Origin of the sequence: Shewanella sp. FDAARGOS_354, assembly GCF_002209245.2 — a bacterium.
In the GTDB taxonomy this organism is placed as follows: domain Bacteria; phylum Pseudomonadota; class Gammaproteobacteria; order Enterobacterales; family Shewanellaceae; genus Shewanella; species Shewanella xiamenensis.
Genome location: NZ_CP022089.2, coordinates 1,625,856 through 1,648,970 on the forward strand (window position 1 = coordinate 1,625,856; position 23,115 = coordinate 1,648,970).

General features: G+C 46.5%; 19 protein-coding genes and 3 pseudogenes. 17 read left to right on the forward strand and 5 right to left on the reverse strand.

All coding sequences use genetic code 11. From position 1 onward, the window contains the following. The first annotated feature begins 4 nt into the window (after positions 1-4). The 4 genes from mtrA (at position 5) to CEQ32_RS07390 (ending at position 4,735) form a co-directional block, all read left to right on the forward strand. Positions 5-1,006 carry a decaheme c-type cytochrome MtrA gene (gene mtrA / locus CEQ32_RS07375; RefSeq protein ID WP_088585768.1) on the forward strand — a complete coding sequence of 334 codons (1,002 nt, stop codon included), beginning with the start codon at positions 5-7 and terminating at the stop codon, positions 1,004-1,006. 12 nt (positions 1,007-1,018) lie between these two features. After that, positions 1,019-3,112 (forward strand): MtrB/PioB family decaheme-associated outer membrane protein, encoded by a 2,094-nt coding sequence (locus CEQ32_RS07380; RefSeq protein ID WP_088585769.1) that lies wholly within the window; start codon positions 1,019-1,021, stop codon positions 3,110-3,112. Between the two features lie 280 nt (positions 3,113-3,392). Beyond that, entirely contained in the window at positions 3,393-4,007 is a 615-nt protein-coding gene (locus CEQ32_RS07385) for a hypothetical protein (RefSeq protein ID WP_088585770.1), read from the forward strand. Between the two features lie 2 nt (positions 4,008-4,009). Beyond that, on the forward strand, positions 4,010-4,735 hold the full coding sequence (locus CEQ32_RS07390; protein ID WP_088585771.1) for a uracil-DNA glycosylase family protein: 726 nt from the start codon (positions 4,010-4,012) through the stop codon (positions 4,733-4,735). A gap of 141 nt (positions 4,736-4,876) precedes the next feature. Here CEQ32_RS07390 and CEQ32_RS07395 read toward each other — a convergent pair whose 3' ends face one another. Continuing rightward, positions 4,877-6,373 carry a M4 family metallopeptidase gene (locus CEQ32_RS07395; protein ID WP_037427910.1) on the reverse strand — a complete coding sequence of 499 codons (1,497 nt, stop codon included), beginning with the start codon at positions 6,371-6,373 and terminating at the stop codon, positions 4,877-4,879. A gap of 229 nt (positions 6,374-6,602) precedes the next feature. Here CEQ32_RS07395 and CEQ32_RS07400 point away from each other — a divergent pair, with 229 nt between their 5' ends. The 7 genes and pseudogenes from CEQ32_RS07400 to panP all read left to right on the forward strand — a co-directional run bounded on the left by CEQ32_RS07400 (position 6,603) and on the right by panP (position 14,916). After that, positions 6,603-7,820, forward strand: a complete 1,218-nt coding sequence (locus CEQ32_RS07400; protein WP_037427908.1) for a sugar diacid recognition domain-containing protein — start codon at positions 6,603-6,605, stop codon at positions 7,818-7,820. A gap of 268 nt (positions 7,821-8,088) precedes the next feature. Continuing rightward, positions 8,089-8,391, forward strand: a pseudogene (locus tag CEQ32_RS07405) (catalase); the annotation flags it as partial. An 81-nt stretch (positions 8,392-8,472) separates the two neighbouring features. Next, positions 8,473-9,396, forward strand: coding sequence for an IS5-like element ISSpu11 family transposase (locus CEQ32_RS07410; RefSeq protein WP_069455281.1), 924 nt, complete (start codon positions 8,473-8,475; stop codon positions 9,394-9,396). 57 nt (positions 9,397-9,453) lie between these two features. Next, positions 9,454-10,149, forward strand: a pseudogene (locus CEQ32_RS07415) (catalase); the annotation flags it as partial. A gap of 301 nt (positions 10,150-10,450) precedes the next feature. Beyond that, complete coding sequence (locus CEQ32_RS07420) at positions 10,451-11,809, forward strand: GntP family permease (protein WP_037427906.1); 1,359 nt, start codon at positions 10,451-10,453, stop codon at positions 11,807-11,809. A 58-nt stretch (positions 11,810-11,867) separates the two neighbouring features. Continuing rightward, positions 11,868-13,013: a glycerate kinase gene (locus CEQ32_RS07425; RefSeq protein ID WP_088585773.1), complete on the forward strand. Its 1,146-nt coding sequence runs from the start codon at positions 11,868-11,870 to the stop codon at positions 13,011-13,013. A gap of 253 nt (positions 13,014-13,266) precedes the next feature. Next, positions 13,267-14,916, forward strand: coding sequence for a pyridoxal-dependent aspartate 1-decarboxylase PanP (panP, locus tag CEQ32_RS07430; protein WP_088585774.1), 1,650 nt, complete (start codon positions 13,267-13,269; stop codon positions 14,914-14,916). Between the two features lie 129 nt (positions 14,917-15,045). Here panP and CEQ32_RS07435 read toward each other — a convergent pair whose 3' ends face one another. The 3 genes from CEQ32_RS07435 to CEQ32_RS07445 all read right to left on the reverse strand — a co-directional run bounded on the left by CEQ32_RS07435 (position 15,046) and on the right by CEQ32_RS07445 (position 16,225). Continuing rightward, entirely contained in the window at positions 15,046-15,243 is a 198-nt protein-coding gene (locus tag CEQ32_RS07435) for a hypothetical protein (RefSeq protein ID WP_088585775.1), read from the reverse strand. A 251-nt stretch (positions 15,244-15,494) separates the two neighbouring features. Further along, on the reverse strand, positions 15,495-15,761 hold the full coding sequence (locus CEQ32_RS07440) for a hypothetical protein (RefSeq protein ID WP_088585776.1): 267 nt from the start codon (positions 15,759-15,761) through the stop codon (positions 15,495-15,497). Further along, positions 15,758-16,225, reverse strand: coding sequence for a hypothetical protein (locus tag CEQ32_RS07445; RefSeq protein WP_088585777.1), 468 nt, complete (start codon positions 16,223-16,225; stop codon positions 15,758-15,760). The genes CEQ32_RS07440 and CEQ32_RS07445 overlap by 4 nt, the downstream gene beginning before the upstream one ends. An 851-nt stretch (positions 16,226-17,076) precedes the next feature. On the opposite strand from CEQ32_RS07445, the gene CEQ32_RS07450 reads away from it, so the two are divergent. From CEQ32_RS07450 to CEQ32_RS07470, 5 genes are all read left to right on the forward strand, one after another. Continuing rightward, a complete protein-coding gene (locus CEQ32_RS07450; RefSeq protein ID WP_088585778.1) occupies positions 17,077-17,541 on the forward strand; it encodes a hypothetical protein in 465 nt (154 codons plus the stop codon). Positions 17,542-17,603: 62 nt separating this feature from the next. Then, positions 17,604-17,978 carry a hypothetical protein gene (locus CEQ32_RS07455; RefSeq protein WP_088585779.1) on the forward strand — a complete coding sequence of 125 codons (375 nt, stop codon included), beginning with the start codon at positions 17,604-17,606 and terminating at the stop codon, positions 17,976-17,978. 142 nt (positions 17,979-18,120) lie between these two features. Continuing rightward, entirely contained in the window at positions 18,121-18,888 is a 768-nt protein-coding gene (locus CEQ32_RS07460; RefSeq protein WP_037427895.1) for an SDR family oxidoreductase, read from the forward strand. 13 nt (positions 18,889-18,901) lie between these two features. Beyond that, positions 18,902-19,795 (forward strand): bifunctional transcriptional activator/DNA repair enzyme AdaA, encoded by an 894-nt coding sequence (locus CEQ32_RS07465; RefSeq protein WP_088585780.1) that lies wholly within the window; start codon positions 18,902-18,904, stop codon positions 19,793-19,795. A 77-nt stretch (positions 19,796-19,872) separates the two neighbouring features. Beyond that, the gene (locus CEQ32_RS07470; RefSeq protein ID WP_069454660.1) at positions 19,873-20,526 is read left to right on the forward strand and encodes a Vat family streptogramin A O-acetyltransferase; all 654 of its coding nucleotides are present in this window, start codon (positions 19,873-19,875) and stop codon (positions 20,524-20,526) included. A gap of 201 nt (positions 20,527-20,727) precedes the next feature. Here the strand turns inward: CEQ32_RS07470 and CEQ32_RS07475 are convergent, their stop codons facing one another. Next, positions 20,728-21,063 carry a hypothetical protein gene (locus CEQ32_RS07475; RefSeq protein ID WP_037417103.1) on the reverse strand — a complete coding sequence of 112 codons (336 nt, stop codon included), beginning with the start codon at positions 21,061-21,063 and terminating at the stop codon, positions 20,728-20,730. Between the two features lie 968 nt (positions 21,064-22,031). Between CEQ32_RS07475 and CEQ32_RS07485 the strand changes: the two are divergent. After that, positions 22,032-23,090, forward strand: a pseudogene (locus CEQ32_RS07485) (IS4-like element IS10A family transposase); the annotation flags it as partial. Positions 23,091-23,115 lie beyond the last annotated feature (25 nt).

Here is a 23,115-nt window from a genome sequence, read left to right on the forward strand (position 1 = left end):
TATTATGAAGAACAGTCACAAAATGAAAAATCTACTGCCGGCATTTGTCATCACAATGGCAATGTCAGCAGTTATGTCTTTATGCATCACACCAAACGCTTACGCGTCGAAGTGGGATGAAAAAATGACCCCTGAGCAAGTCGAAGCGACCTTGGATAAGAAGTTTGCCGAAGGCAACTACTCCCCTAAAGGTGCAGACTCTTGCATCATGTGCCATAAAAAATCTGAAAAAGTGATGGACCTTTTCAAAGGTGTCCACGGCGCGATTGATTCGTCAAAAAGCCCCATGGCTGGCCTGCAATGTGAGGCGTGCCACGGCCCAATGGGTCAGCACAACAAAGGCGGCAACGAGCCGATGATCACTTTTGGTAAGCAATCAACCTTAAGTGCCGATAAGCAAAACAGCGTATGTATGAGCTGTCACCAAGATGATAAACGTATGTCTTGGAATGGCGGTCACCATGACAACGCCGATGTTGCTTGTGCTTCTTGTCACCAAGTACACGTAGCTAAAGATCCTGTGTTATCTAAAAACACTGAGATGGAAGTCTGTACTAGCTGCCACACTAAGCAAAAAGCGGATATGAATAAACGCTCAAGTCATCCACTCAAATGGGCCCAAATGACCTGTAGCGACTGCCACAATCCCCATGGGAGCATGACAGATTCCGATCTTAACAAGCCTAGTGTTAATGATACCTGTTATTCCTGTCATGCCGAGAAACGCGGCCCAAAACTTTGGGAGCATGCACCCGTCACTGAGAATTGTGTCACTTGCCACAATCCTCACGGTAGTGTGAATGATGCCATGCTGAAAACCCGCGCGCCGCAGCTGTGTCAGCAATGTCATGCTAGCGATGGCCACGCCAGCAATCCTTACTTAGGTAACACTGGTTTAGGTTCTAATGTCGGTGACAATGCCTTTACGGGTGGAAGAAGCTGCTTAAATTGCCATAGTCAGGTCCATGGTTCTAACCATCCATCTGGCAAGCTATTACAGCGCTAAGGAGACGAGAAAATGAAATTTAAACTCAATTTGATCACTCTAGCGTTATTAGCCAACACTGGCTTTGCCGTAGCCGCTGATGGTTATGGTCTTGCTAATGCCAATACTGATAAAGTGAAATTATCCGCATGGAGCTGCAAAGGTTGCGTGGTTGAAACAGGCACATCTGGCACTGTGGGTGTCGGTGTCGGTTATAACAGCGAAGAGGATATTCGCTCAGCCAATGCCTTTGGGACATCCAATGAAGTCGCGGGCAAATTTGATGCCGATTTAAGCTTTAAAGGTGAAAAAGGTTACCGTGCCAGTGTTGAAGCTTATCAACTCGGTATGGATGGCGGTCGTTTAGATGTGAATGCAGGCAAACAAGGCCAGTACAACGTCAATGTAAACTATCGCCAAATTGCGACCTACGACAGCAATAGCGCCCTATCGCCCTACGCGGGTATTGGTGGCAATAACCTGACGTTACCCGATAACTGGGTAACTGCTGGTTCAAGCAGCCAAATGCCATTGTTGATGGATAGCCTCAATGCCCTTGAATTATCACTTAAACGTGAACGCACGGGATTGGGATTTGAATATCAAGGCGAATCCCTGTGGAGCACCTATGTTAACTACATGCGTGAAGAAAAAACTGGCTTAAAACAAGCCTCTGGTAGCTTCTTCAACCAATCGATGATGTTAGCAGAGCCAGTGGATTACACTACTGACACCATTGAAGCGGGTGTCAAACTCAAGGGTGATCGTTGGTTCACAGCGCTCAGTTACAGTGGGTCTATATTCAAAAACGAATACAACCAATTGGACTTTGATAGTGCATTCAATCCTACCTTTGGTGCCCAAACCCAAGGTACGTTGGCGCTTGATCCCGATAATCAGGCACACACAGTGTCATTGATGGGACAGTACAACGATGGCAGTAACGCCCTATCGGGTCGTATTCTTACTGGACAAATGAGCCAAGATCAGGCGTTAGTAACGGATAACTATCGTTATTCCAGCCAGCTAACAAGTGATGCGGTTGATGCAAAAGTCGATCTATTGGGCATGAACCTTAAAGTCGTTAGCAAAGTCAGTAAAGATCTTCGCTTGACAGGTAGTTACGATTATTACGACCGTGACAATAATACCCAAGTTGAAGAATGGACCCAGATCAGCATCAACAATGTCAACGGTAAGGTGGCTTATAACACGCCTTATGATAATCGTACGCAACGCTTTAAAGTCGCGGCAGATTATCGTATTACCCGCGATATTAAACTTGATGGTGGTTATGACTTCAAACGTGACCAACGTGATTATCAAGACCGTGAAACCACGGATGAAAATACCGTTTGGGCTCGTTTACGCGTCAATAGCTTCGATATGTGGGACATGTGGGTAAAAGGCAGTTACGGAAAACGTGACGGCTCACAATACCAAGCGTCTGAATGGACTTCTTCTGAAACCAACAACCTGTTACGTAAGTACAATCTGGCTGACCGTGACAGAACTCAAGTCGAAGCGCGCATCACCCATTCGCCGCTTGAAAGCCTGACCATCGATGTTGGTGCCCGTTACGCGTTGGATGATTATACCGATACTGTGATTGGCTTAACTGAGTCAAAAGACACCAGTTATGATGCCAATATCAGCTATATGATCACCGCAGACTTACTGGCAACCGCCTTCTACAACTACCAGATCATTGAGTCTGAACAGGCGGGTAGCAGTAATTACAGCACCCCGACGTGGACTGGCTTTATTGAAGATAAAGTGGATGTGGTCGGTGCAGGTATTAGCTACAACAACCTGCTGGAGAACAAGTTACGCCTAGGATTGGATTACACCTATTCCAACTCCGACAGTAACACTCAAGTCAGACAAGGTATCACTGGCGACTATGGCGATTATTTTGCCAAAGCACATAACATTAACTTATATGCTCAATATCAAGCCACCGAAAAACTCGCGCTGCGCTTCGATTACAAAGTTGAGAACTATAAGGACAATGACGCCGCAAATGATATCGCCGTTGATGGCATTTGGAACGTCGTAGGTTTTGGTACTAATAACCATGACTACACCGCACAAATGCTAATGCTGAGCATGAGCTACAAGCTCTAATCTGCGTTTATTGATGGTCAAAAGCCCGCTCTGCGGGCTTTTTTATGAGAGCGTGTTGAAGTTTCGAGAGTAAATATTATTCGTTCCGGCAAGCTCGTGCTCGCGAAACTATACGAAAACTCACCGCACTTTTGTTACAACATCTCGCTATTCCAACCCACAAAATCTTGAATAAGATCAGAATCTGGGGCAAAACTCGCACTCAAAATAAGGTATTCCTTGAGTTTACAAGCACTTTAGCGGATGTTAATTCAGCCCGTTAATTATCAGTGGATATCAGATGTCGTCCTTCACTTGTTCTTTTTGGCGTTTATCGCCTGTACCCGCCTTGATAGGTTTAAGTTTGTTCTCTACCCCTGCCATGGCATTTGATGCCAGCGGTGGCACAGCAAGCTTATTTATCATTGTCGGTCTGGGTGGATTTACCCTGATCAATAGCTTAATGCAAGGGCTGTTCTTTTTTGCGGGTCAGTATCGTAATCCCATCTTTGCCAAACGCCACGTACTAACCGCACTGATAGTACCATTGCTCGCTTTTACCTTTACCCTTTATGAACACCGCACTTGGAGCGACTTTGCACTCAATCTTGGGATGATCATTGTAGGCGTTGGGCTGATTTTATTGCCGCTGCAGTTACGCCAACTTCATCAGCCCAGCAATCAACATGCGGGCTGGCTACTGAGTCTTGGCGCCTTATTGATTCTCGGCATCAGTTATCTACTGCCGCCCTGCGCTCTATTTGCCATCATCTTGGCCCATATTGCTTTAGCCTCTCATGCCAAAACTCCCACTAAATCCTTGGGTGCTAAGCCATTGAGTTATCTTGTATTAGCCGCCTCATATGCACTCTTTGGTTATTGGCTCTATCATCTATTGAGCAAACTAGGGGCTTAACGATGACAACCGCCCCACACCCAAGTATCGAGCCCGCTTACTCAACCGAACTCAATTTACTGCTCAAGCAAATTCGCGCCTGCCAACTGTGTCAGGCCGAGCTTCCACTGCCAGCAAAACCTATCTTGCAAGCCAGTAGCCAAGCACGGATCTTAATTGCGGGCCAAGCCCCCGGTGTAAAAACTCACCACAAGGGCATTCCCTTCGATGATGCCAGTGGCGAGCGTCTGCGCACTTGGCTTAATGTCAGCAGAGAACAATTCTATGATCCCGCCCTGTTCGCCATAGTACCGATGGGGTTTTGTTTTCCGGGAACCATTGAGCGAAACGGTAAAAAGCAAGGTGATAAGCCGCCGCGCCCAGAGTGCGCCACGACCTGGCATGAAAAGTTATTAGCCTTGATGCCACAGGTAGAGTTAGTGCTCGTCCTTGGCCAATATGCAATTGATTACCATCTGCCACGTGCTAAGGCTCGTCTTAGTACAGCATGCAGGGAGTTAACCTCACCGGACTTAACGTTATCGACGCCATTGCCGCCCCCAAAAGTCACAGTAACCCAAGCGATTGAGCAATGGTCCTTGTATTGGCCGCAATTGATGGTCATGCCCCACCCTAGCCCTCGAAACAACCTTTGGCTAAAACAGCATCCCGAATTTGAACGCGAACGACTTCCCACGCTTCAAGAGAGGGTTGCTAGCCTACTGGCAAGCTCTCCAGAACCGAAATAAAAAACCATCATCAACAGGATAGCCTTGTGAGGGCAATATAAATCCAATTAAAAAGCCCCATTTAGGGGCTTAGAATAAGATCTTGAACGACCGACTTAATATCTACAACACAGCACTTTATGCATTGCGTTTAAAATAAGCTTATTGGCAACTCACACCAACTGCCGAAAATGCCGCTGTCACATCCGCCACAGGATAGCCTGAGCCTTTAGCACTCGCGGCCTGCTGAACCCCACAGGCTGCTTGATTAAACGTCGATGTCGGAGTCCAATACAACTGGTTTGCTAGCACAAACACATCGAACGCCTTACGCGTATTCCAACCACTTTTAGTCGCCAGTGTGTAAAAGGCTTTATTAAAAACACCAGAGGAATAATGCACATCCATAGAACTGGTATAATTGGCTGCATTGTCAATTGAACGTCCATCCTTTGTTGGGGTATCCATATAACGCAGCGCCCCAGCGCCTTTGACTATATCGTAGCCGACTTTCCAATCGTTACTACCACGCATGTAGTACTCGGCCGCTTCACCAGCTATATCCGAAAATGCCTCATTGATACCCCCGGACTGGCCGCTGTAATTTAACCCAGAGTTTTGCTCGGTAAAGCCGTGGCTGACCTCATGGGCGGAAACATCTAAGCTCACAAGTGGATAGAAATAGCTTGCGCCATCCCCAAAGGACATAGCCGTACCATCCCAGAAGGCATTTTCATAATTGCGGCCATAATGCACCCGCATCTCCAGCTGGAATGTTAACGGTGCAGTGTTGTACCAATCCTTGTACATATTAAAAATAACGCCGCCGAAATAGTGCGCATCATTTAAAGGAGAATAAGCACCATTTACCGCCAAATAAGTGTTCTCTGGACAAGTAAAAGTGAACACCGAACCACGGCGAGTCGAGTTCGCCATGTTGACAGTTTTCACATTGGTGTTGGTCATGGTGCATGTACCATTAGACTCGCTCACCTTGAGATAACCATAATCACTGCCGTAGTAATAACCACCGATTTTGGCATTTCCTCCAGGTCCAGTGGCATCTAAGGCTGTGCTACCGCCACCGGAACCACCACCGCCAGGTTTACCTGCGGTACTTTTTGCGGTCATGATTTCATTCCAATGCTCGAGCACCATCCCTGTTTGAGCGTCTACAAAGCCCGTTGGTCGAGACAATGCATCGGTTTGGTCGCTTAAATAGGAAACCCGATACGCTAACCTTGGAGTATCACCCGTCATCAGGATAATAAGCTGTACGTCCTTTTTCCCCGTTGCCGCCGAACCCGGATATAGTCTATTCAAGGCCGCAATCGCCTGCCCTTGAGAAATCCCAGCTTCCACGGAAAAATCATCCGCAATTTGTGCCACATCTCCTTCAGCACTCAGTTGAGTATCATCCGTGCTAACAACCAAATGGTGGCCATACACCAGCACCCCATCGAAATACTGCAACGCTTTGGTTTTACTTTGGCTTTTGTTAAGCGTTATCGTTTTAACTTCTTTAAAACTGTGTTTTTGGCTCAATCCTACAGCAGCGGATAAGGATTGCCCGTGATTAAATTTAATTTCAACAGCTTGTGCCTGAATACTCGCCGCTATACACATCGCCAGTGCTGACGGTAAGAGATAAACTTTCATCGTGATATCCTTTGCCTTAGCCCATTAAGGGACAAACGACACTAAAGGGAATAAATACGGCCATCATTTTACCCACCCAATTTGTTAAAATTACGTTAAAACCGATTGAGTTCAATAATCAGTATAGAAGATAAAAAAACACCTGCCCTTTTCTGTCGTTTGCCATTACCCTAACTGCGTTGCTGTTTGCGTCAGTGGTTTATAAATAGATTGAAAAATAAGGTGAGTTATGTACGTTTTGGATCAACACATCGCCAAAAAAATTGTGAGTCGCACAATGAAAATCATTGGACACAATATCAATGTGATGAATGGTCAAGGCGTGATCTTAGGCTCAGGAGACCCTAAACGTATCGGTGCAACCCATGAGGGCGCTTTACTCGCGATTGCGCAAAATCGCAATGTGGAATTGAGCGAAGAAGTCGCCTCCGGTCTTCATGGCGTAAAACCAGGCATCAACTTACCTTTGCATTACCAAGGGCAAATTATTGGTGTGATTGGCATTACTGGCGACCCGGCAGAACTAACCCACTACGGCGAGCTACTAAAAATGACCGCCGAGATGATTGTCGAGCAAGCCAATCAACAGGATAAATTGCAATGGGAAAACCGCCAGCGTGAAGAATTTATTCTGCAACTTATCAAGGCACAAACCGATGACGATGAGCAATTGCATCGCTGGGCCAAGCAGCTCGATATTGATATCACGCTACCACGAGTGGCCGCCATTATTGAAGTCAGTGAAAAACAACCCTCCGCCATCCACAAAATGATATCGCAGGTAAACACATCAACAAATAACGAGCTAAGCGGTAGTGATGAGCGCAATCCCAGAGTCAGCGAAACCCTCAAGCAAGTATTGCATCTACTGCAAAATCCCGACCGCGGCAACCTAATTGCCATGACCTCCATGTCACAGCTGGTGATCCTAAAACCCGCTTTTCTAGATGGAAAACAATGGGATCCCGAGCTTGAAAACCAACGTATTGATAAGTTATTGCAACGATTACCTGCGCAGATGGACTTAAATTTTAAAATTGCCTTGGGTCACTTTTTTCCCGTAAAAGGTGGGATTGCACGCTCCTATCAAACCGCGCAAGAAACGTTGAGCTTAGGTAAACAGCTCAACCCTGAAGGCACAAAATACCTATTTGAGGATTATTCCTTACAAGTGCTGCTCTCAGGACTCAAGCATGACTGGCGCGGCCAAGCGCTAGCAAGTCCCTATCAGCAACTAACGCAGGCCGATAAAAATGGCCAATTACGTAAAACTTTAGCCGCCTACATCACCCACTTTGGTGATGCGCAGCAATGCGCCAATGCCCTGTTTATCCACCGAAATACCTTAAGATATCGTCTAGATAAAATTCAGCAATTAACCAAAACTGATATTCAATCCTTACACGGCTTATTAAGTCTGTATCTGGGACAACTGCTTGATACTTAAGCAAGCCCAAAGTAGCAGCCTCTGTTTAACCAGACGCTCCTTTAGCCGACGAATTCAACGACTGAGTATTTAACTCTCGTGGCTTAAGCAATCAATGGATATCGCAATCATGTCTCAAGCTAACCTCATTTACTGCACTATTACTCCACTATTGAGTAAGCAATACATTCGGTGAAAGATTTATACCGTATCTCCTGTCCTATATTTCTGGATAACTCTCTCGCGTCGACATTTCGAACGCTCGTTACAGTCCATTGAAGGAATAACAATGACCCTATTCAAACTGACTTTACTTGCCAAAGCCTGCATCATCACAGGCTTAGCACTAACTTCACCCACATTAATCGCCGCTGAAAAAACCATTCCCGAACTGGTTGATGCCGTCAATGGCACGCCGGATGCGGCGAGTCGCGAAGCCGGCAAAAAAGTGAAACTGCGTAATCACACAAAGGGATTTTGCACTTCGGGCTATTTTGCGCCCAACCCAGAGTTACAAGATTCATTATCAATTCCGTTCTTTAATCAAAGCCAAATTAAGGTTACTGCTCGTTTTTCCCTTGGTGGCACCAATCGGCTTTGTTTCCTAAATCAGTTGAACTAAAACCATAGCTGGTGATCTGATCGACATAGCCCATCAACTCGCCCATCAATCGTGTCAAAACCTCAATATAAAACAATCAACTGGAAGCAATACAATCAAGCCCTGATCAATCGTGGCTCACTTACCTTCTGGATTGATGAGGACGCTATCGCCCAGTGGAAAGCTAAGGCCGAGCAACCAAGGAAAGGTCGACCACGCGTATTTAGCGACTTAGCCATTACCACCGCGCTGATGGTTAAACGTGTTTTCTCGATGCCACTACGAGCGTTACAAGGCTTTATCAACTCGGTGTTTAAACTGGCTGATATTCCGCTTTCGTGCCCACATTACACTTGCATCAGCAAACGCGCTAAAACCGTCAAGATTGCTTTTAAAACCAAGACGCGTGGCACCATTGAGCACTTGGCTATCGACTCGACAGGCTTGAAGGTTTATGGCGAAGGTGAGTGGAAAGTGAAGAAACATGGCACAGATGGCAAGCGCCGCGTGTGGCGTAAGCTGCATATCGCTGTCGATACCCATAGCCATGAAATTATTGCAGCGGAACTGAGTTTATCCGGTGTCACTGACGCTGAAGTTATGCCGAATTTGCTCAAGCAAACCCATCGCAAAATCCGCAATATCTCAGGTGATGGTGCTTACGACACAAGAGCCTGTCACGATGCCGTTCGTAGAAAACGGGCTTTAGTACTCATTCCACCGAGGGAAGGTGCCGCGCTCTGGGAACAAGGTCATCCGCGTAACTTAGCGGTCAGTTGGCAACAGCTTCATGGTTCAAATAAACAGTGGAAAAAACGGTATGGTTATCATCGGCGGTCAATCTCAGAAACAGCAATGTACAGAGTGAAGCAACTACTTGGTGGCAGATTGAGCCTGCGAAATTATAACGGTCAGGTAGGAGAAACTTACGCGATGATAAAGGCGTTGAACAAACTCACTGGGCTAGGCATGCCTGAAACTTACCGTGTAGTTTAATATTCAAACGATTATGAGGAGCTTTGCTCGCTGAATCGATTTAGGAAACAAAGCCGCACCAATCCTCAAATATCCGACAAAACGCCTGGGCGCTTTATGTCACTCAAAATTGATGGCGATAAAGAAAACCTGAACTTTGTCACCACCAATGTGCCAGTGTTCTTTGCTAGTAATCTGGATGATTTTTTTACCTTTCAGACCAAAGTGAAACAAGGCGCCGAAGGTAAACAATGGCTTATCGATAATAAGCCCGATGCCAAAGCTTTTTTCGAGTATGTAAAACAACTGCCACCCAGCCCCAGTTTTGCCAATAGCCGCTACTTTGGCGTAAACAGCTTTTTGTTTACCGACAAGCAAAATAACAGCGTTGCGGGTAAATGGATTTTTGAACCCGTCGCCGGCACAGCAGCCCTTTCTGCCAGCGAACTGGCTAATCTGGGTGATGATTTTTTAAAGGCGGAATTACTCCAGCGCATTAATACCCAGCCAGCACAATGGAACCTCTATATTCAACTGGCTGAATCGGGTGATGACATTAATAATCCAACGGTGATTTGGCCTGAGACTCGTAAGCGATTACTGGTCGGCCAAGTGGTGATTAACGGGGACCGCGATAGCGATCCCCAAGTGCAACAGTGTGATAAAGGCATTTTTAACCCACTGTTATTACCTAAGGGCATTGCCCCCTCAGCCGATCCGATACTTAATGCTAGAACGGCGGCTTATGTTGAGTCTTTTATTCGTCGTCAATAACTCAAGATATTAAACGCTACACTTTTAAGGTTGGTAAACCGCAGGTTTACCAACCCCTCGCAACAATATTTCTGCTATTACATTCGAAGTCACACGCATTATTTTGTGCACACGCACAAAATAATGGCCTGTTTATACCGTAATTCCGTCAGTTTAACCAAAGCTATTCAATTCGCAGTATTCAATAATAGGCTGACCTTAAAGCAGCCTTTATTTGAACTTAGGATCAGATAACAGCCGCGCCCTACAAAAACAGCCAGAACCACTTAAGAACTTCAGCCAAGACTGAACGGGACAATCTATGAACTTAGTGCTCATCCTCATCGGCGTGATTGCATTTATTGTTATCGCGACCTCAAAATTTAAGCTCCATCCGTTTTTAACCTTAATTCTGGCCGCCTTTATTGGCGCCTTCGCCTATGGTTTACCGAGTGGCGATATTGCTAAAACCATCACCACTGGCTTTGGCAATATCCTCGGCTATATCGGTCTGGTGATCGTGCTCGGGACCATTATCGGTATCATCCTCGAAAAGAGCGGCGCCGCCATCACCATGGCAGACGTGGTGATTAAAGTCTTGGGTAAACGCTTCCCAACACTCACGATGTCGATTATCGGCTACTTAGTGTCGATTCCGGTGTTTTGTGACTCGGGTTTCGTGATCTTAAACTCGCTGAAACAATCCATGGCCAACCGCATGAAGGTCTCTAGCGTGTCGATGAGTGTGGCGTTAGCGACAGGTCTTTATGCGACTCACACCTTTGTACCGCCCACACCTGGCCCTATCGCCGCGGCGGGTAACTTAGGGCTAGAGTCCAACTTGGGCCTAGTGATTGGTGTTGGTTTATTTGTTGCTGCCGTTGCCTCACTTGCGGGCATGCTATGGGCGAACCGCTTTGCAGGGGTTGAACCTGATGGCGAAGGCGCGGAAGAACTCAAAGCTCAAGCCGCTGATTTTGAATCCTTAAAACAAAGCTACGGCACACTCCCTAGCCCATTAAAGGCATTTGCACCGATTTTTGTGCCTATCCTATTAATTTGTTTAGGTTCTATCGCTAACTTCCCTTCTGCACCACTGGGCAAAGAAGGCCTATTCAGCCTATTAGTCTTCCTCGGCCAACCCGTTAACGCCCTGCTGATTGGTCTATTCCTGTCACTGCTGTTACTGAAAAGCGATAACAAGATTGCCGAGTTTAGCGAGCGCATCAGCCAAGGTTTAGTCGCCGCAGCACCGATTATTTTGATCACAGGTGCCGGTGGTGCCTTCGGTGCCGTGTTAAAAGCCACACCTATTGGTGACTTTTTAGGCAGCTCATTATCAGCACTCGGCGTTGGGATTTTCATGCCCTTTATCGTCGCCGCAGCATTAAAATCTGCTCAAGGTTCATCCACCGTTGCCTTAGTGGCAACCTCAGCCTTAGTCGCCCCAATGCTGGGCGATATCGGTCTTGGCAGCGAAATGGGCCGCGTGTTAACCGTAATGGCAATTGGTGCCGGCGCCATGACAGTCTCCCACGCCAACGACAGTTTCTTCTGGGTGGTGACTCAATTTAGCCGCATGAGCGTTAAACAAGCCTATAAAGCCCAAACCATGGCGACCCTTATCCAAGGTGTAACCTCCATGCTGGCCGTGTATGTACTAAGCTTAGTGCTGCTCTAAGCCGCTGTTATCTTGTCCTTGGGCGCAACCAAGCGCCCAAAAAGCTGTAGGATTTTGAATGAAGATAGTTATTGCCCCCGATTCCTTTAAAGAGAGCTTAAGCGCACTCGATGTGGCTAACGCAATCGAACAAGGCTTAACACAAGTGATCCCAGACTGTGAGATTGTCAAAATCCCCGTCGCCGATGGCGGCGAAGGCACAGTGCAATCTATGGTCGATGCCACTGGCGGCAGCATTGTCAATTTAGAGGTCATGGGGCCACTCGGCCATAAAGTCAAAGCCCATTACGGCATTTTAGGCCAGCAAGCCAAAGGCACGATTGCGGTGATTGAAATGGCCTCCGCCTCGGGTTTGCACCATGTACCAAGGGATCAGCGTAACCCGCTGATCACCACCAGTTATGGTACGGGCGAGCTGATTTGTGATGCGCTCAATCGCGGGATAAAACACATTATTTTAGGCTTAGGCGGCAGTGCAACCAACGATGGCGGCGCAGGTATGGCCCAAGCGCTGGATATTTTACTGCTGGATAAACAAGGTAAAACCCTAAGTGCGGGCGGCGCAGCGCTATCTCAGCTTGCCAATATCGATATGAGCAACGCCCATCCGCTACTGAAAGAATGTACCTTTGAAGTGGCCTGCGATGTCGATAATCCGCTGTGCGGTGAGCGTGGCGCTTCGGCCATCTTTGGCCCGCAAAAAGGCGCAACACCCGAGATGGTGAACATTTTAGACGCCGCACTGAGTCACTATGCCGATGTGATAGCCCAAAGTGGTGTAACCGATCACCGCAATCAAGCTGGCGCGGGCGCGGCAGGCGGAATGGGGCTTGGCGTGATGGCGTTTTTAGGCGCCGAGCTTAAACCCGGTGTCGAGATTGTGATGCAAACGGTGGGACTGGCAGACAAAATTCGCGGCGCAGATCTTGTCATCACGGGTGAAGGCCGAATCGATGGCCAGACCATATTTGGCAAGACCCCGATGGGTGTATTAAAGCAAGCGCAGCTGCAAAATATTCCGACCATTGGGATTGCGGGTTGCCTTGGCGACAATGCTAATGCGGTACTTGAGCAAGGTATGGCGGCGATTTTCCCCATCATTCCACATTTAAGTCCGCTGGACGATGTGCTGGCTAACGCCAAAACCAATCTAATCAATACCGCCCGTAATATTGGCGCCGTCTTGATGCTGGGCAAGTGTTAACTTTACCTTAGCGTACAGACAATGTTTAGATAACCAACAACACACACCCAAGGCGCTATTTATAGCGCCTTTGTTTATTCTATAACCCAAGCACAGACTTAGGCGGTGTTTTATTGCTTGATGCCTAAAAGGCCTTGCAGTAAAGTGAGCTCCCTTTTTGGTAATCCGTAAACGGGTTTAAGCGCCATGTATTTGGTTATACTCTTAATCACCTTTGCGGTTTCACTATAAGAATTAATAGACGGCAAGCCCCATGACCCAAAAACTCCCTCGCCAAGCCATCGCATCTGAAGAAAGCCTGATGCGGATTTTCACTGTGCCCGAAGATGCGGAATCCACCTTAAGCATTATTGAGCAGAAGCTTTCCGAGGACTTAGCCGGTTTTTTGGGTGACAGCATTGCCGCACTGGAAAAGCCGCTTTCCGAAATCGAAACCGATTTTCAAGCCTTTGAAATTCCAAGCCAGCCGCGTTTTGTCTCCGACTACACCGACGAAATCATGCAGAATCTGGTGGCGCATTCGGTGCATACGGCGGCGCCCAGTTTTATCGGCCATATGACCTCGGCACTGCCCTATTTCGTGTTGCCACTGTCGAAGATGATGGTGGGGCTGAATCAAAACTTAGTCAAAATCGAAACATCCAAAGCCTTTACGCCGCTTGAGCGCCAAGTGCTCGGCATGATGCACCATTTGATTTACGCTCAAAATGATGATTTTTATCGTAATTGGATGCACAGCGCCAACCATTCCCTCGGCGCATTTTGCTCCGGTGGCACTGTGGCTAACATCACTGCCCTGTGGATTGCCCGCAACCAATTACTCAAGGCCGATGGCGACTTTAAAGGCGTGACCCGCGAAGGCTTAATCAAGGCGCTGCGCCACTATGGCCTCGATGATTTAGCGATTCTGGTCTCCGAGCGCGGCCACTACTCTTTAGGTAAGGCCGTCGATCTGCTCGGTATCGGTCGCGACAATATCATCAGCATCCCAACCGATGGCAATAATAAAGTCGATGTAGCCAAAATGCGCGAAGTTGCAGCCGAACTAGCAAACAAACGCATCAAAGTCATGGCGATCGTGGGTGTGGCTGGCACCACCGAGACGGGCAATATCGACCCACTGCGCGAACTTGCCGCCTTAGCAAGTGAGCTAAACTGCCACTTCCATGTGGATGCGGCTTGGGGCGGCGCAAGCTTATTATCCAATAAATACCGTCACTTACTCGATGGTATTGAACTCGCAGATTCAGTCACCATCGATGCCCATAAGCAAATGTATGTCCCCATGGGCGCGGGTATGGTGTTATTTAAAAATCCTGAGTTTGCCCATGCCATTGCCCACCATGCCGAATATATTCTGCGCCGAGGCTCTAAGGATTTAGGCAGCCAAACGCTAGAAGGCTCACGCCCAGGCATGGCGATGTTAGTGCATGCCTGTTTACAGATTATCGGCCGCGATGGTTACGAAATCCTGATTAATAACAGCCTTGAAAAAGCGCGTTATTTTGCCGAACAAATCGACGCACACCCTGACTTTGAGCTGGTCACCGCGCCAGAGCTGTGCCTGCTCACCTATCGTTATGTGCCAGCGAATGTGCAGGCAGCGATGCAAGTGGCGATAGACCAAGGCGATAAGACCAAACTCGCTCGCTTTAATGAGCTGCTCGATGGCCTGACCCAATTTATTCAAAAACACCAACGCGAACAGGGTAAATCCTTTGTCTCCCGCACCCGCATTCAACCCGCGCGCTACTTTAGACAACCCACAGTGGTGTTTCGCGTCGTATTAGCTAATCCCTTGACTAGCCATGAGATCCTTAATCAAGTGCTTATCGAGCAAGGTGAAATTGCCGCATTGGATAACGAGTTCTTACCTGCGCTATTAGCTATGGTCAATGAATAGCGAGTGATTTAGTGTAAGCGTTAAATCTATTTAAAAACAGAATGTTAATCACAAACAGCCGCAAATATTTGTGGCTGTTTTTGTTTGCAGAGCTGGGATGAAAGAAGGTTAGGTTGAAAATATAAGGCTTTATCCAAGCACTTCTGATCTCGTTGCGGATACGCCGAATTCCATTGCTTCCGTGACACGCCGTGAAGCCATCCATGGCGGCTCTGCGATGATATCCATATCATCGAAGGTCACGTCCACAATCGAATTCGGCTTAGCAAATCTCGGTGTAATCTGCGGCAACGTTTGAAAATATAGGAATTTAACTGTGGTACGCATGTTCAACCCTTAACCAATTAAACGGCGAACAGACATGACGCGATTAGCGACATAGACAACACCGACAGCAATCACCACTAAAGACAGGTATTTTAAGCATGGTTTTCCCCTTGGGATACGCTGCCTCACGGTGGATTAACGTGCCAACGCTTCACAGCGTTGGCTAAGTGCGCTTATAGGTATATGGGGATGGGCAGGAGAAAAGCGTATCCGTTAACGGGTACGCTTTATAAACTATACTTCCTCTAAAATTAATTAATCCCGTAAAGGTCTAACTTTGGCAAAATTACATGGCTTTCAGTAGCTACCGAGTTGATTTTTGATATTAAAACCTGAGTTTTCTCTCTGTCATCTATTTGCCTAAACTCGCTAACCAAGAGCATATAATCCCTATCGGAAGTATAAGGTCTAATTATTTCTAAGCGGCGTTCAATGCCTTTGACAGCCTTTAAATTCACCAATGAAGCAATTAATAAATCTGTGTATACAACTGAGATGAAAAAATAAACCACCATCATGATGACAATATATTGACCATATTTACGTTTTTTAATGTTGCACTTTGAATGAAAGAATTAATATTTTCATTTATAGAGCTAACATTAGAATTTACTGTTAAGGGTTCTTTTTCTTTAATGATATCTGTACTGGCTGTCGATAGTTTTGTAAGTTTTCTTTCTGCGAGTTCAAGTTTTCTCCAATTATTTCTGAGAATATAAAAGACAATAAATGGTGAGGATATAATAAATAACAAAATGAAAAGTGAAGGAATAAAGTAAAGGGAATCCGCGCCAGAACCTACTTGCGCATATAGTCTATCAATATACCCTGAATGTATTGAAGTAGCTAGACGAACAAAAATACCACCTAACCAGTAAAGCAAGTCTTTTACTGCAACTTCCCACAATCCTGAACCCAAAGCTCCAACTAATAACATGAGCGAAAAGGAAATGAAACCCTTGAAAAATTTATTAATCACCACAGTTACGATTCCAGAAATAGAATGTTAGTAGATTGATTGTATTGTAACGTGGTTCACGAAATCAATGGGATTAAAACTGAATATGTGGTTTTAATATTCCCCTTCACCACTTGATTCGTGTTCATATCCTTCATTACATAATCCAGTGGCACCTGAAATTTAACGAGACAAATTTAACGAGACACCCATTGTTAAATTGCTAAAAGTGGTTGTAAGCATTACTCAGTTTGCTTTGCATGACTTGCAAATAACACAAACGCGAAAGGAGTTCACCTCCCCCCCCTCGGAGTTGCCGCAGGGCGAATAGACAAATTGCGTGAGTCTTGCCATGGTCGTTCGCGTGCATCCTTGCACTTCACAACATTCAGGCATCCTGCCTATCAGATGCCGAGCTAGCTTTCGCAGGTGCAGGGGCGAATGAAAATCGGTGATTTTCGCGCTTATGAGCGAGAGGTAGGGACTGCCGAACTGGGCGCTTTACATGGATGTAAAGCCCATCCTTCGGAAGCGATAGCAAATTTGACAATGAGCACAAGGGGTTTTCAACTCCGTTGGGACGGCAAGGACTCTTGTTAAAAAGAGGCAAGAGGGAATTGCTGTTGATCCCCTCTTGGTCGGGTGTGGGGTGAAGCCCCACGACTTTGACTTTGCTTTTAAATAATTTAACGAAGACAGATTCAACAACAGTTAAACAAGACTCTCATTGTTAAAATGTCCTAATTGTAAGTAACAGACCAGCTGCCATACCAACGGCTTAGCGGAATTCGGGTGCATGATGAAGCCCCGCCACCTCTCTGTTGGTTTTTACACCACGACAGAGTAATCTAACCAAATCAACAATGGGGTGTTCTATGGACAGAAAATCATTATTGCTAGTTACACTTACCCTGCCTTTTTCGGCCAATGCCGCCGTATACCAATGTGCCGATGGAAAATATCAGGCCGATCCCTGTGATGAAAATAGCCAACCCGTGGATCTTAGCGGCGTCGGTAGCGTGGTTAAAGGCCCTGACATTGCCCATGCAAACGCTGTTACTCACTCGGATAAAAAACAAGAAATTAGCGATTTTATTGATAAACAACGCATTAGCCGTGAAATCACTAAACTAGAAAACGACCGTAAACTCATTATCGACCAAAGGGATAAACGTATTGTTGAACTGAGAAACGATAGAAGTTACGCCAATAACAATCTTGCCGGAGCGACTTGGGAGCAAAGCTTAGCGCAAGAAATGTCGGCAGTGGCGCAGCAAGCAGATACACAGGTTGCGTCTATCGATAGGCAGATAGAACAATTACGACTCAAGTTAAAGTAGAACAAACACAGCCACTCACGCTTCCCATGACAAATAGATAAGAACCAATACAAGGAATGACGATGTATTTTATTGCGGCTTTTGGCCTATTAATGCTGTTATTCAGCCTTGTGATGGTCATCAGGCCTGCGGCGTTCGCTAACGGTATCATTGCATTTAGCGAGCAGCCCTACTTCCATATTGTTGAAGTCGTCAGCCGAATTATTGCGGGTATGATTTTTATCCAATATTACGCCGATACCCGATTTCCACAGATCTTTTTGGCGATAGGCATTGTCTTACTCTGTGTGGGAATCGGCTTGGCATGCACGCCGCCAAGTCAGCATCGCAAATTTGCCCGATGGTCAGCCCAAGCGTTTAAAAATCAATTCCGCTTAATCGGTGTTGTTTCCGTCCCGCTGTCTTTGCTGCTGATTTATGCTGCTGGCATCGCCTAAAACTCAGTGACAATCCACCCAACTTTCACGACTTTAGCAACCAAGTGTAAAAGCGCAAGATTCGGGTCGAGTAGTATGCCTTAACCCTTCACTATGTCTCTATCGGCGCATATTGGCCGAGGCAATCAATGGAGACATATCTATGGCAGTGTTACAGGGAAAGGTCGCAATCATTACTGGGGCAAGTTCGGGGATTGGCTATGCCACCGCAAAACGCTTTGCCCGTGAAGGCGCAAAACTGGTGCTGGGCGCGCGCCGCGGCGCCATATTGGCCTCATTGGTGGATGAGATAATCACCCAAGGCGGTGAAGCGGTTTATCTGGCGGGCGATGTAACCGACGAAGTGTATGCCAGTGATTTAGTGGCACTTGCCGTTGAGCAGTATGGTGGATTGGATATCGCCTTTAACAATGCTGGCATTAATGGCGAATTAGGTGTGGATTCGGATGCACTTAGCCGAGCCGAATGGGAAAACACCCTAACAACCAACCTTACCAGTGCATTTTTAGCGGCAAAATATCAATTACCACAAATGCTTAAACGTGGCGCAGGGTCGATTATTTTTACATCTTCCTTTGTTGGCTATACCATAGGTTTTCCGCAAACGGCGGCCTATGCGGCAAGTAAAGCGGGGATGATTGGCTTAACCCAAGCCTTGGCCGTTGAGTACGGCGCGCGCGGGATTAGGGTCAATGCGCTCTTGCCAGGCGGCACAGATACGCCAATGGGACGGGAGTTTGCCAATACCCCAGAGGCCATGGCCTTTGTGAAGAACCTCCATGCCCTCAAGCGCCTCGCAGATCCCGCGGAAATCGCCCAATCGGCGCTATATCTAGCCTCCGATGCGGCCAGTTTTACCACAGGGATCGCCTTATTGGTCGATGGTGGTGTGTCCATCTGTAAAACCTAGGGAATGGATAACGATGACCCAAGATTACGAGCGAATTGCACGTGCCATTGACTTTATTCGTCAGCATGTGGGTCATCAACCCTCACTGGCAGAGATTGCGGCGCACGTCCATTTAAGTGAATTCCATTTCCAGCGGCTCTTTAGTCGCTGGGCGGGGATCACTCCCAAACGTTACTTGCAGGCCTTAACCCTAGAACGGGCAAAACAGTTATTGCGGCAGCCGTCCCACTCGACCTTGAGTGCCAGTTATGAGTTAGGCCTGAGCAGTGGCTCGCGTTTATACGATCATTTTGTGCAACTCGAGGCGGTCACCCCCTTTGAATATCGCCAGCAGGGTTTAGGGATCAGCATTGCCTATGGCTATCATCCTACGCCCTTCGGGTTGGCCTTTATCGCCCAAACGGCCCGGGGCATTTGCCAGTTTGATTTTGTCGATATGCTGCAAATTCAATTGCCATTAGAACGTTTAAAGCAGAGCTGGAGTCAGGCCACCATTTATGAAGACACAGCGCAAACAGCAAGCTTAATTGATCACCTCTTTAGCCAGTACTTTGCTGACACGAGTGCCAAAAAGCTTAGTTCAATAGCATCCAGCACTCAGGCTATTCACCAAGGTGAGCCTTCCCCGCTCTCACTCTGGGTAAAAGGCACCAATTTTCAGCTTAATGTGTGGCGCGCCCTACTGAATTTACCTAAGGGAGAAGTCGCCTCCTACGGTGATATTGCCAAGGCCATTGGTAAGCCTAAGGCCTCACGCGCGGTCGGTACGGCGATTGGCGCTAATCCGGTGGCATTACTTATCCCCTGCCATCGAGTGCTACGTCAAAGTGGTGAACTTGGCGGCTATCGCTGGGGTGAAACCCGTAAACATGCCATATTGGCAAGGGAAGCGGCCTATTGTGAGTAAAACCATTAAACAGAGGTTTGACAGGCTTTCATGCTCTTAACTGAATTCTTAGCTATTAAATAATAAGGGAGGCAAACATGCCGACGCATTCCCCATCCCAACAGGGACCTAACCCGAATGACAAATCCCCCTTAAAAGGATTTCCTCAGGTGGGTTTTCTGAAGAACTTCATTAGCCGCGACAACATTATCGTCGGCGATTACACCTATTATGACGACCCGGCAGGGCCTGAGCGCTTCGAGTCTAACGTGCTTTATCACTTTGACTTTATTGGCGATAAACTGATTATTGGTAAATTTTGTGCCATTGCAAGGGACGTTAAGTTCATCATGAATGGCGCCAATCATTCAGTGTCTGGCTTTTCCACTTATCCCTTTTATATCTTCGGTAATGGCTGGGAGAAGGCAACACCTAAGCCAGAAGACTTTCCTTTTAAGGGCGATACCTGTGTCGGTCACGATGTTTGGATTGGTTATAACACCACAATCATGCCTGGGGTGAAGATTGGCCATGGCGCGATTATCGCGAGCCAATCTGTCGTCACAAAAGATGTACCGCCCTATGCTGTTGTGGGTGGTAATCCTGCCACCATTATTAAGCTAAGATTCGAGCAAACTGTGATAGATAAGCTCGTTGCTATTGCGTGGTGGGATTGGCCGATTGAGAAAATCACTCAGCACTTAAGTGCTATCGCTGGCGCAGAACTCACTAAGTTGCAGCTGGCAGATTAAGCAAGCGACACCCACAAAACGAGTTCCAAGTGAAAAGGTGAAACCTTTGTCAATATCAAAGGAATGACTGTTGGCAGTATAGCTAGTGCTTAACTCCCGTAAACCCAATGATAAACAAGTAATCATTAATCATCCTGATTAGGATATTGGGCTAAAAAATGGACGCAAAATGATGCGTCCATTTGCAGTAAGATTAGACGGTTAATTACGTTTAATTGGGGTCAAACCTTTATTACGACTCTCAATAGCATCGTCTAAGTCAAAGCCTGAATCGCGCCAATTTTTAGCTTCTTCTGGGGCAAATTTCTGTGCTCCCCACGCCATCGCATCCTTTAGATTAAATCCAGCCTTGTTCCAGTCAGACGCTTGCGCTGCATCAAATCCACTAAGATGCCACTTTTGAGCAACTTCAGAACTAAAACCTGCCGACTTCCAAGCAGATATTTCATCGGCGGACATTCCAGACCAATCTTTCGGCATAGAACTACAAGCAAACAACACCAAACACATCAATAAGCTAGAACTAATTTTCAACATAGCGCCTCCGCAGCGTTTTTCATTAATACGACTTACGATTACTGTTTAACCATCTTCATTAGCGATTGCCAATGATTGTAGTAACAACGATTCCCCCCTAAATATCGCTATCGATATCCCAACAGACACGACCTAATTCACTGCTATTTAAGAGGATCGATTGGTTGCTCACCGACACATCACTGCAAATGCAGCGTCGAGGAGCTCAACAACTGTCTCGACACCTTACGTATCATTTCCTCTAGCAACTACTTCATAGTGCAAATCAGTGAAAATACAACAGAAATTAGCATAATGATGCTCCAACAAAACAGCAATAGCTAGCAATGAGGTTAAAGAAAAATTTTTATCTACTATACAGTTAACAGTATTAATCTGGTTACAGAATCCAATCCTCTTTAAAGAAAGTAAACCATCAATAGCACACACAGTTCAGCTAACAACCATTTAACTTTTTTGACAATAAAAACTTAATATTCCCATTAAATATGGGATTAATGGTACTTCTCACATAGCGCCGAAAAATCACTACTTGGTTCGAGCAAAAAGTCCTTACCAACAATTGATGTCATTTCTGCTTCAGTAGTGAGTGGGTTATTAATTTTAAAAACTCGTCTATGATTAATATTACTTTTTAACAAAAATTCGCAATGCCGCCGATAAAATAATTCATCAAACTTTCCATTAGCAATTATTCGTTTAAGTCCCTCTTGTATTCTTGTGGCTAAACGCGGCTGATTTGGTGCAACATAATAATAAGTTGCAAGTGGTATATGCAGTAAAATATTATCATCAACAACGAGATCGGGATACTGTCGCTTAAACTGTTCAACCTCTTGAAAAGCCTCATTAATACCACGTCCTGAAGAATCCCCTGATGATTTACAAATAAATCATCAAATTAGGGTGGAAGCGCATCTTGTTGCATGATCAAATGGTTTCGCCAAAAACTACACTTGGACAACAAGATGCTCGAAGCCAATATCCTACTACATTCTTTACACCAATACTGCCCAGAACTTCACCTAAAACGATTAAACAGCTTGATGCTGGCCTCTAAGGCGCTGATTGAATGTAAGACACTGACCTTGACTGAGTTAGGTCGAAATTTACCAACCACGGCCCGAACCAAGCACAACATCAAGCGCATTGATCGTTTGCTCGGCAACACGCATCTGCATCAAGAACGGTTAGCTGTCTACCAATGGCATGCCAGCCTCATCTGTTCTGGTAACCCTATGCCGATTGTGCTCGTCGATTGGTCAGACATCCGAGAGCATAAACGCATCATGGCTCTGCGCGCCTCAATAGCCTTCAACGGCCGCTCTATTACCCTGTATGAGAAGTCCTATCCCCTATCAGAACAATGCTCTAAGGCCTCCCACAACGGTTTTTTAGCGGACTTAGCCAAGATTTTACCTTTGCATGTTACCCCTCTCATCGTGACTGACGCGGGGTTCAAAGTGCCTTGGTACAAAGAGGTTGAGGCGCATGGTTGGTTTTGGCTAAGCCGTATTCGCGGTACAGTTCAATTTGCAGATATTGGCGCTGAAAATTGGCGTGCAGTTCGCAGTACACATGACTTGGCCAACGGTCAAGCGAAGAGCCTGGGTTGTAAGACCTTGACCAAAACTAACCCTATCAATTGCCATCTCACGCTTTATCGTAGCAAACCTAAGGGGCGTACAAATCAGCGTTCAACGAGGACTAATTGCCACCATCCATCGGCAAAAACGTACTCAACATCGGCGAAAGAGCCTTGGGTGTTAGCCAGCAATTTACCACCAGAATCTCGGAGCCCAAAGCAGCTGGTAAACCTGTACGCCAAACGTATGCAAATAGAGGAAACCTTTCGTGACCTCAAAAGCCCGGCATACGGCTTTGGCTTACGCCAAAGTCGTACCAACAGTCCAGAGCGATTCGACATCATCCTACTGATAGCGTTGATGGTTCAATGCCTGTTGTGGCTAGTTGGTTTACACGCACAGCAACAGGGCTGGGATAAGCATTTTCAGGCCAATACCATTGGGCACTGAAGAATCCCCTGATGAT

Bases quoted from the DNA above. Each gene is read 5' to 3' on its own strand.
- CEQ32_RS07465 (WP_088585780.1), top strand. From the start codon at position 18,902: ATGACCCAAGATTACGAGCGAATTGCACGTGCCATTGACTTTATTCGT.
- panP (WP_088585774.1), top strand. From the start codon at position 13,267: ATGACCCAAAAACTCCCTCGCCAAGCCATCGCATCTGAAGAAAGCCTG.
- CEQ32_RS07435 (WP_088585775.1), bottom strand. From the start codon at position 15,243: ATGCGTACCACAGTTAAATTCCTATATTTTCAAACGTTGCCGCAGATT.
- CEQ32_RS07400 (WP_037427908.1), top strand. From the start codon at position 6,603: ATGTACGTTTTGGATCAACACATCGCCAAAAAAATTGTGAGTCGCACA.
- CEQ32_RS07470 (WP_069454660.1), top strand. From the start codon at position 19,873: ATGCCGACGCATTCCCCATCCCAACAGGGACCTAACCCGAATGACAAA.
- mtrA (WP_088585768.1), top strand. From the start codon at position 5: ATGAAGAACAGTCACAAAATGAAAAATCTACTGCCGGCATTTGTCATC.
- CEQ32_RS07440 (WP_088585776.1), bottom strand. From the start codon at position 15,761: ATGATGGTGGTTTATTTTTTCATCTCAGTTGTATACACAGATTTATTA.
- CEQ32_RS07455 (WP_088585779.1), top strand. From the start codon at position 17,604: ATGTATTTTATTGCGGCTTTTGGCCTATTAATGCTGTTATTCAGCCTT.
- CEQ32_RS07380 (WP_088585769.1), top strand. From the start codon at position 1,019: ATGAAATTTAAACTCAATTTGATCACTCTAGCGTTATTAGCCAACACT.
- CEQ32_RS07390 (WP_088585771.1), top strand. From the start codon at position 4,010: ATGACAACCGCCCCACACCCAAGTATCGAGCCCGCTTACTCAACCGAA.
- CEQ32_RS07450 (WP_088585778.1), top strand. From the start codon at position 17,077: ATGGACAGAAAATCATTATTGCTAGTTACACTTACCCTGCCTTTTTCG.
- CEQ32_RS07460 (WP_037427895.1), top strand. From the start codon at position 18,121: ATGGCAGTGTTACAGGGAAAGGTCGCAATCATTACTGGGGCAAGTTCG.
- CEQ32_RS07420 (WP_037427906.1), top strand. From the start codon at position 10,451: ATGAACTTAGTGCTCATCCTCATCGGCGTGATTGCATTTATTGTTATC.
- CEQ32_RS07475 (WP_037417103.1), bottom strand. From the start codon at position 21,063: ATGTTGAAAATTAGTTCTAGCTTATTGATGTGTTTGGTGTTGTTTGCT.
- CEQ32_RS07425 (WP_088585773.1), top strand. From the start codon at position 11,868: ATGAAGATAGTTATTGCCCCCGATTCCTTTAAAGAGAGCTTAAGCGCA.
- CEQ32_RS07385 (WP_088585770.1), top strand. From the start codon at position 3,393: ATGTCGTCCTTCACTTGTTCTTTTTGGCGTTTATCGCCTGTACCCGCC.
- CEQ32_RS07395 (WP_037427910.1), bottom strand. From the start codon at position 6,373: ATGAAAGTTTATCTCTTACCGTCAGCACTGGCGATGTGTATAGCGGCG.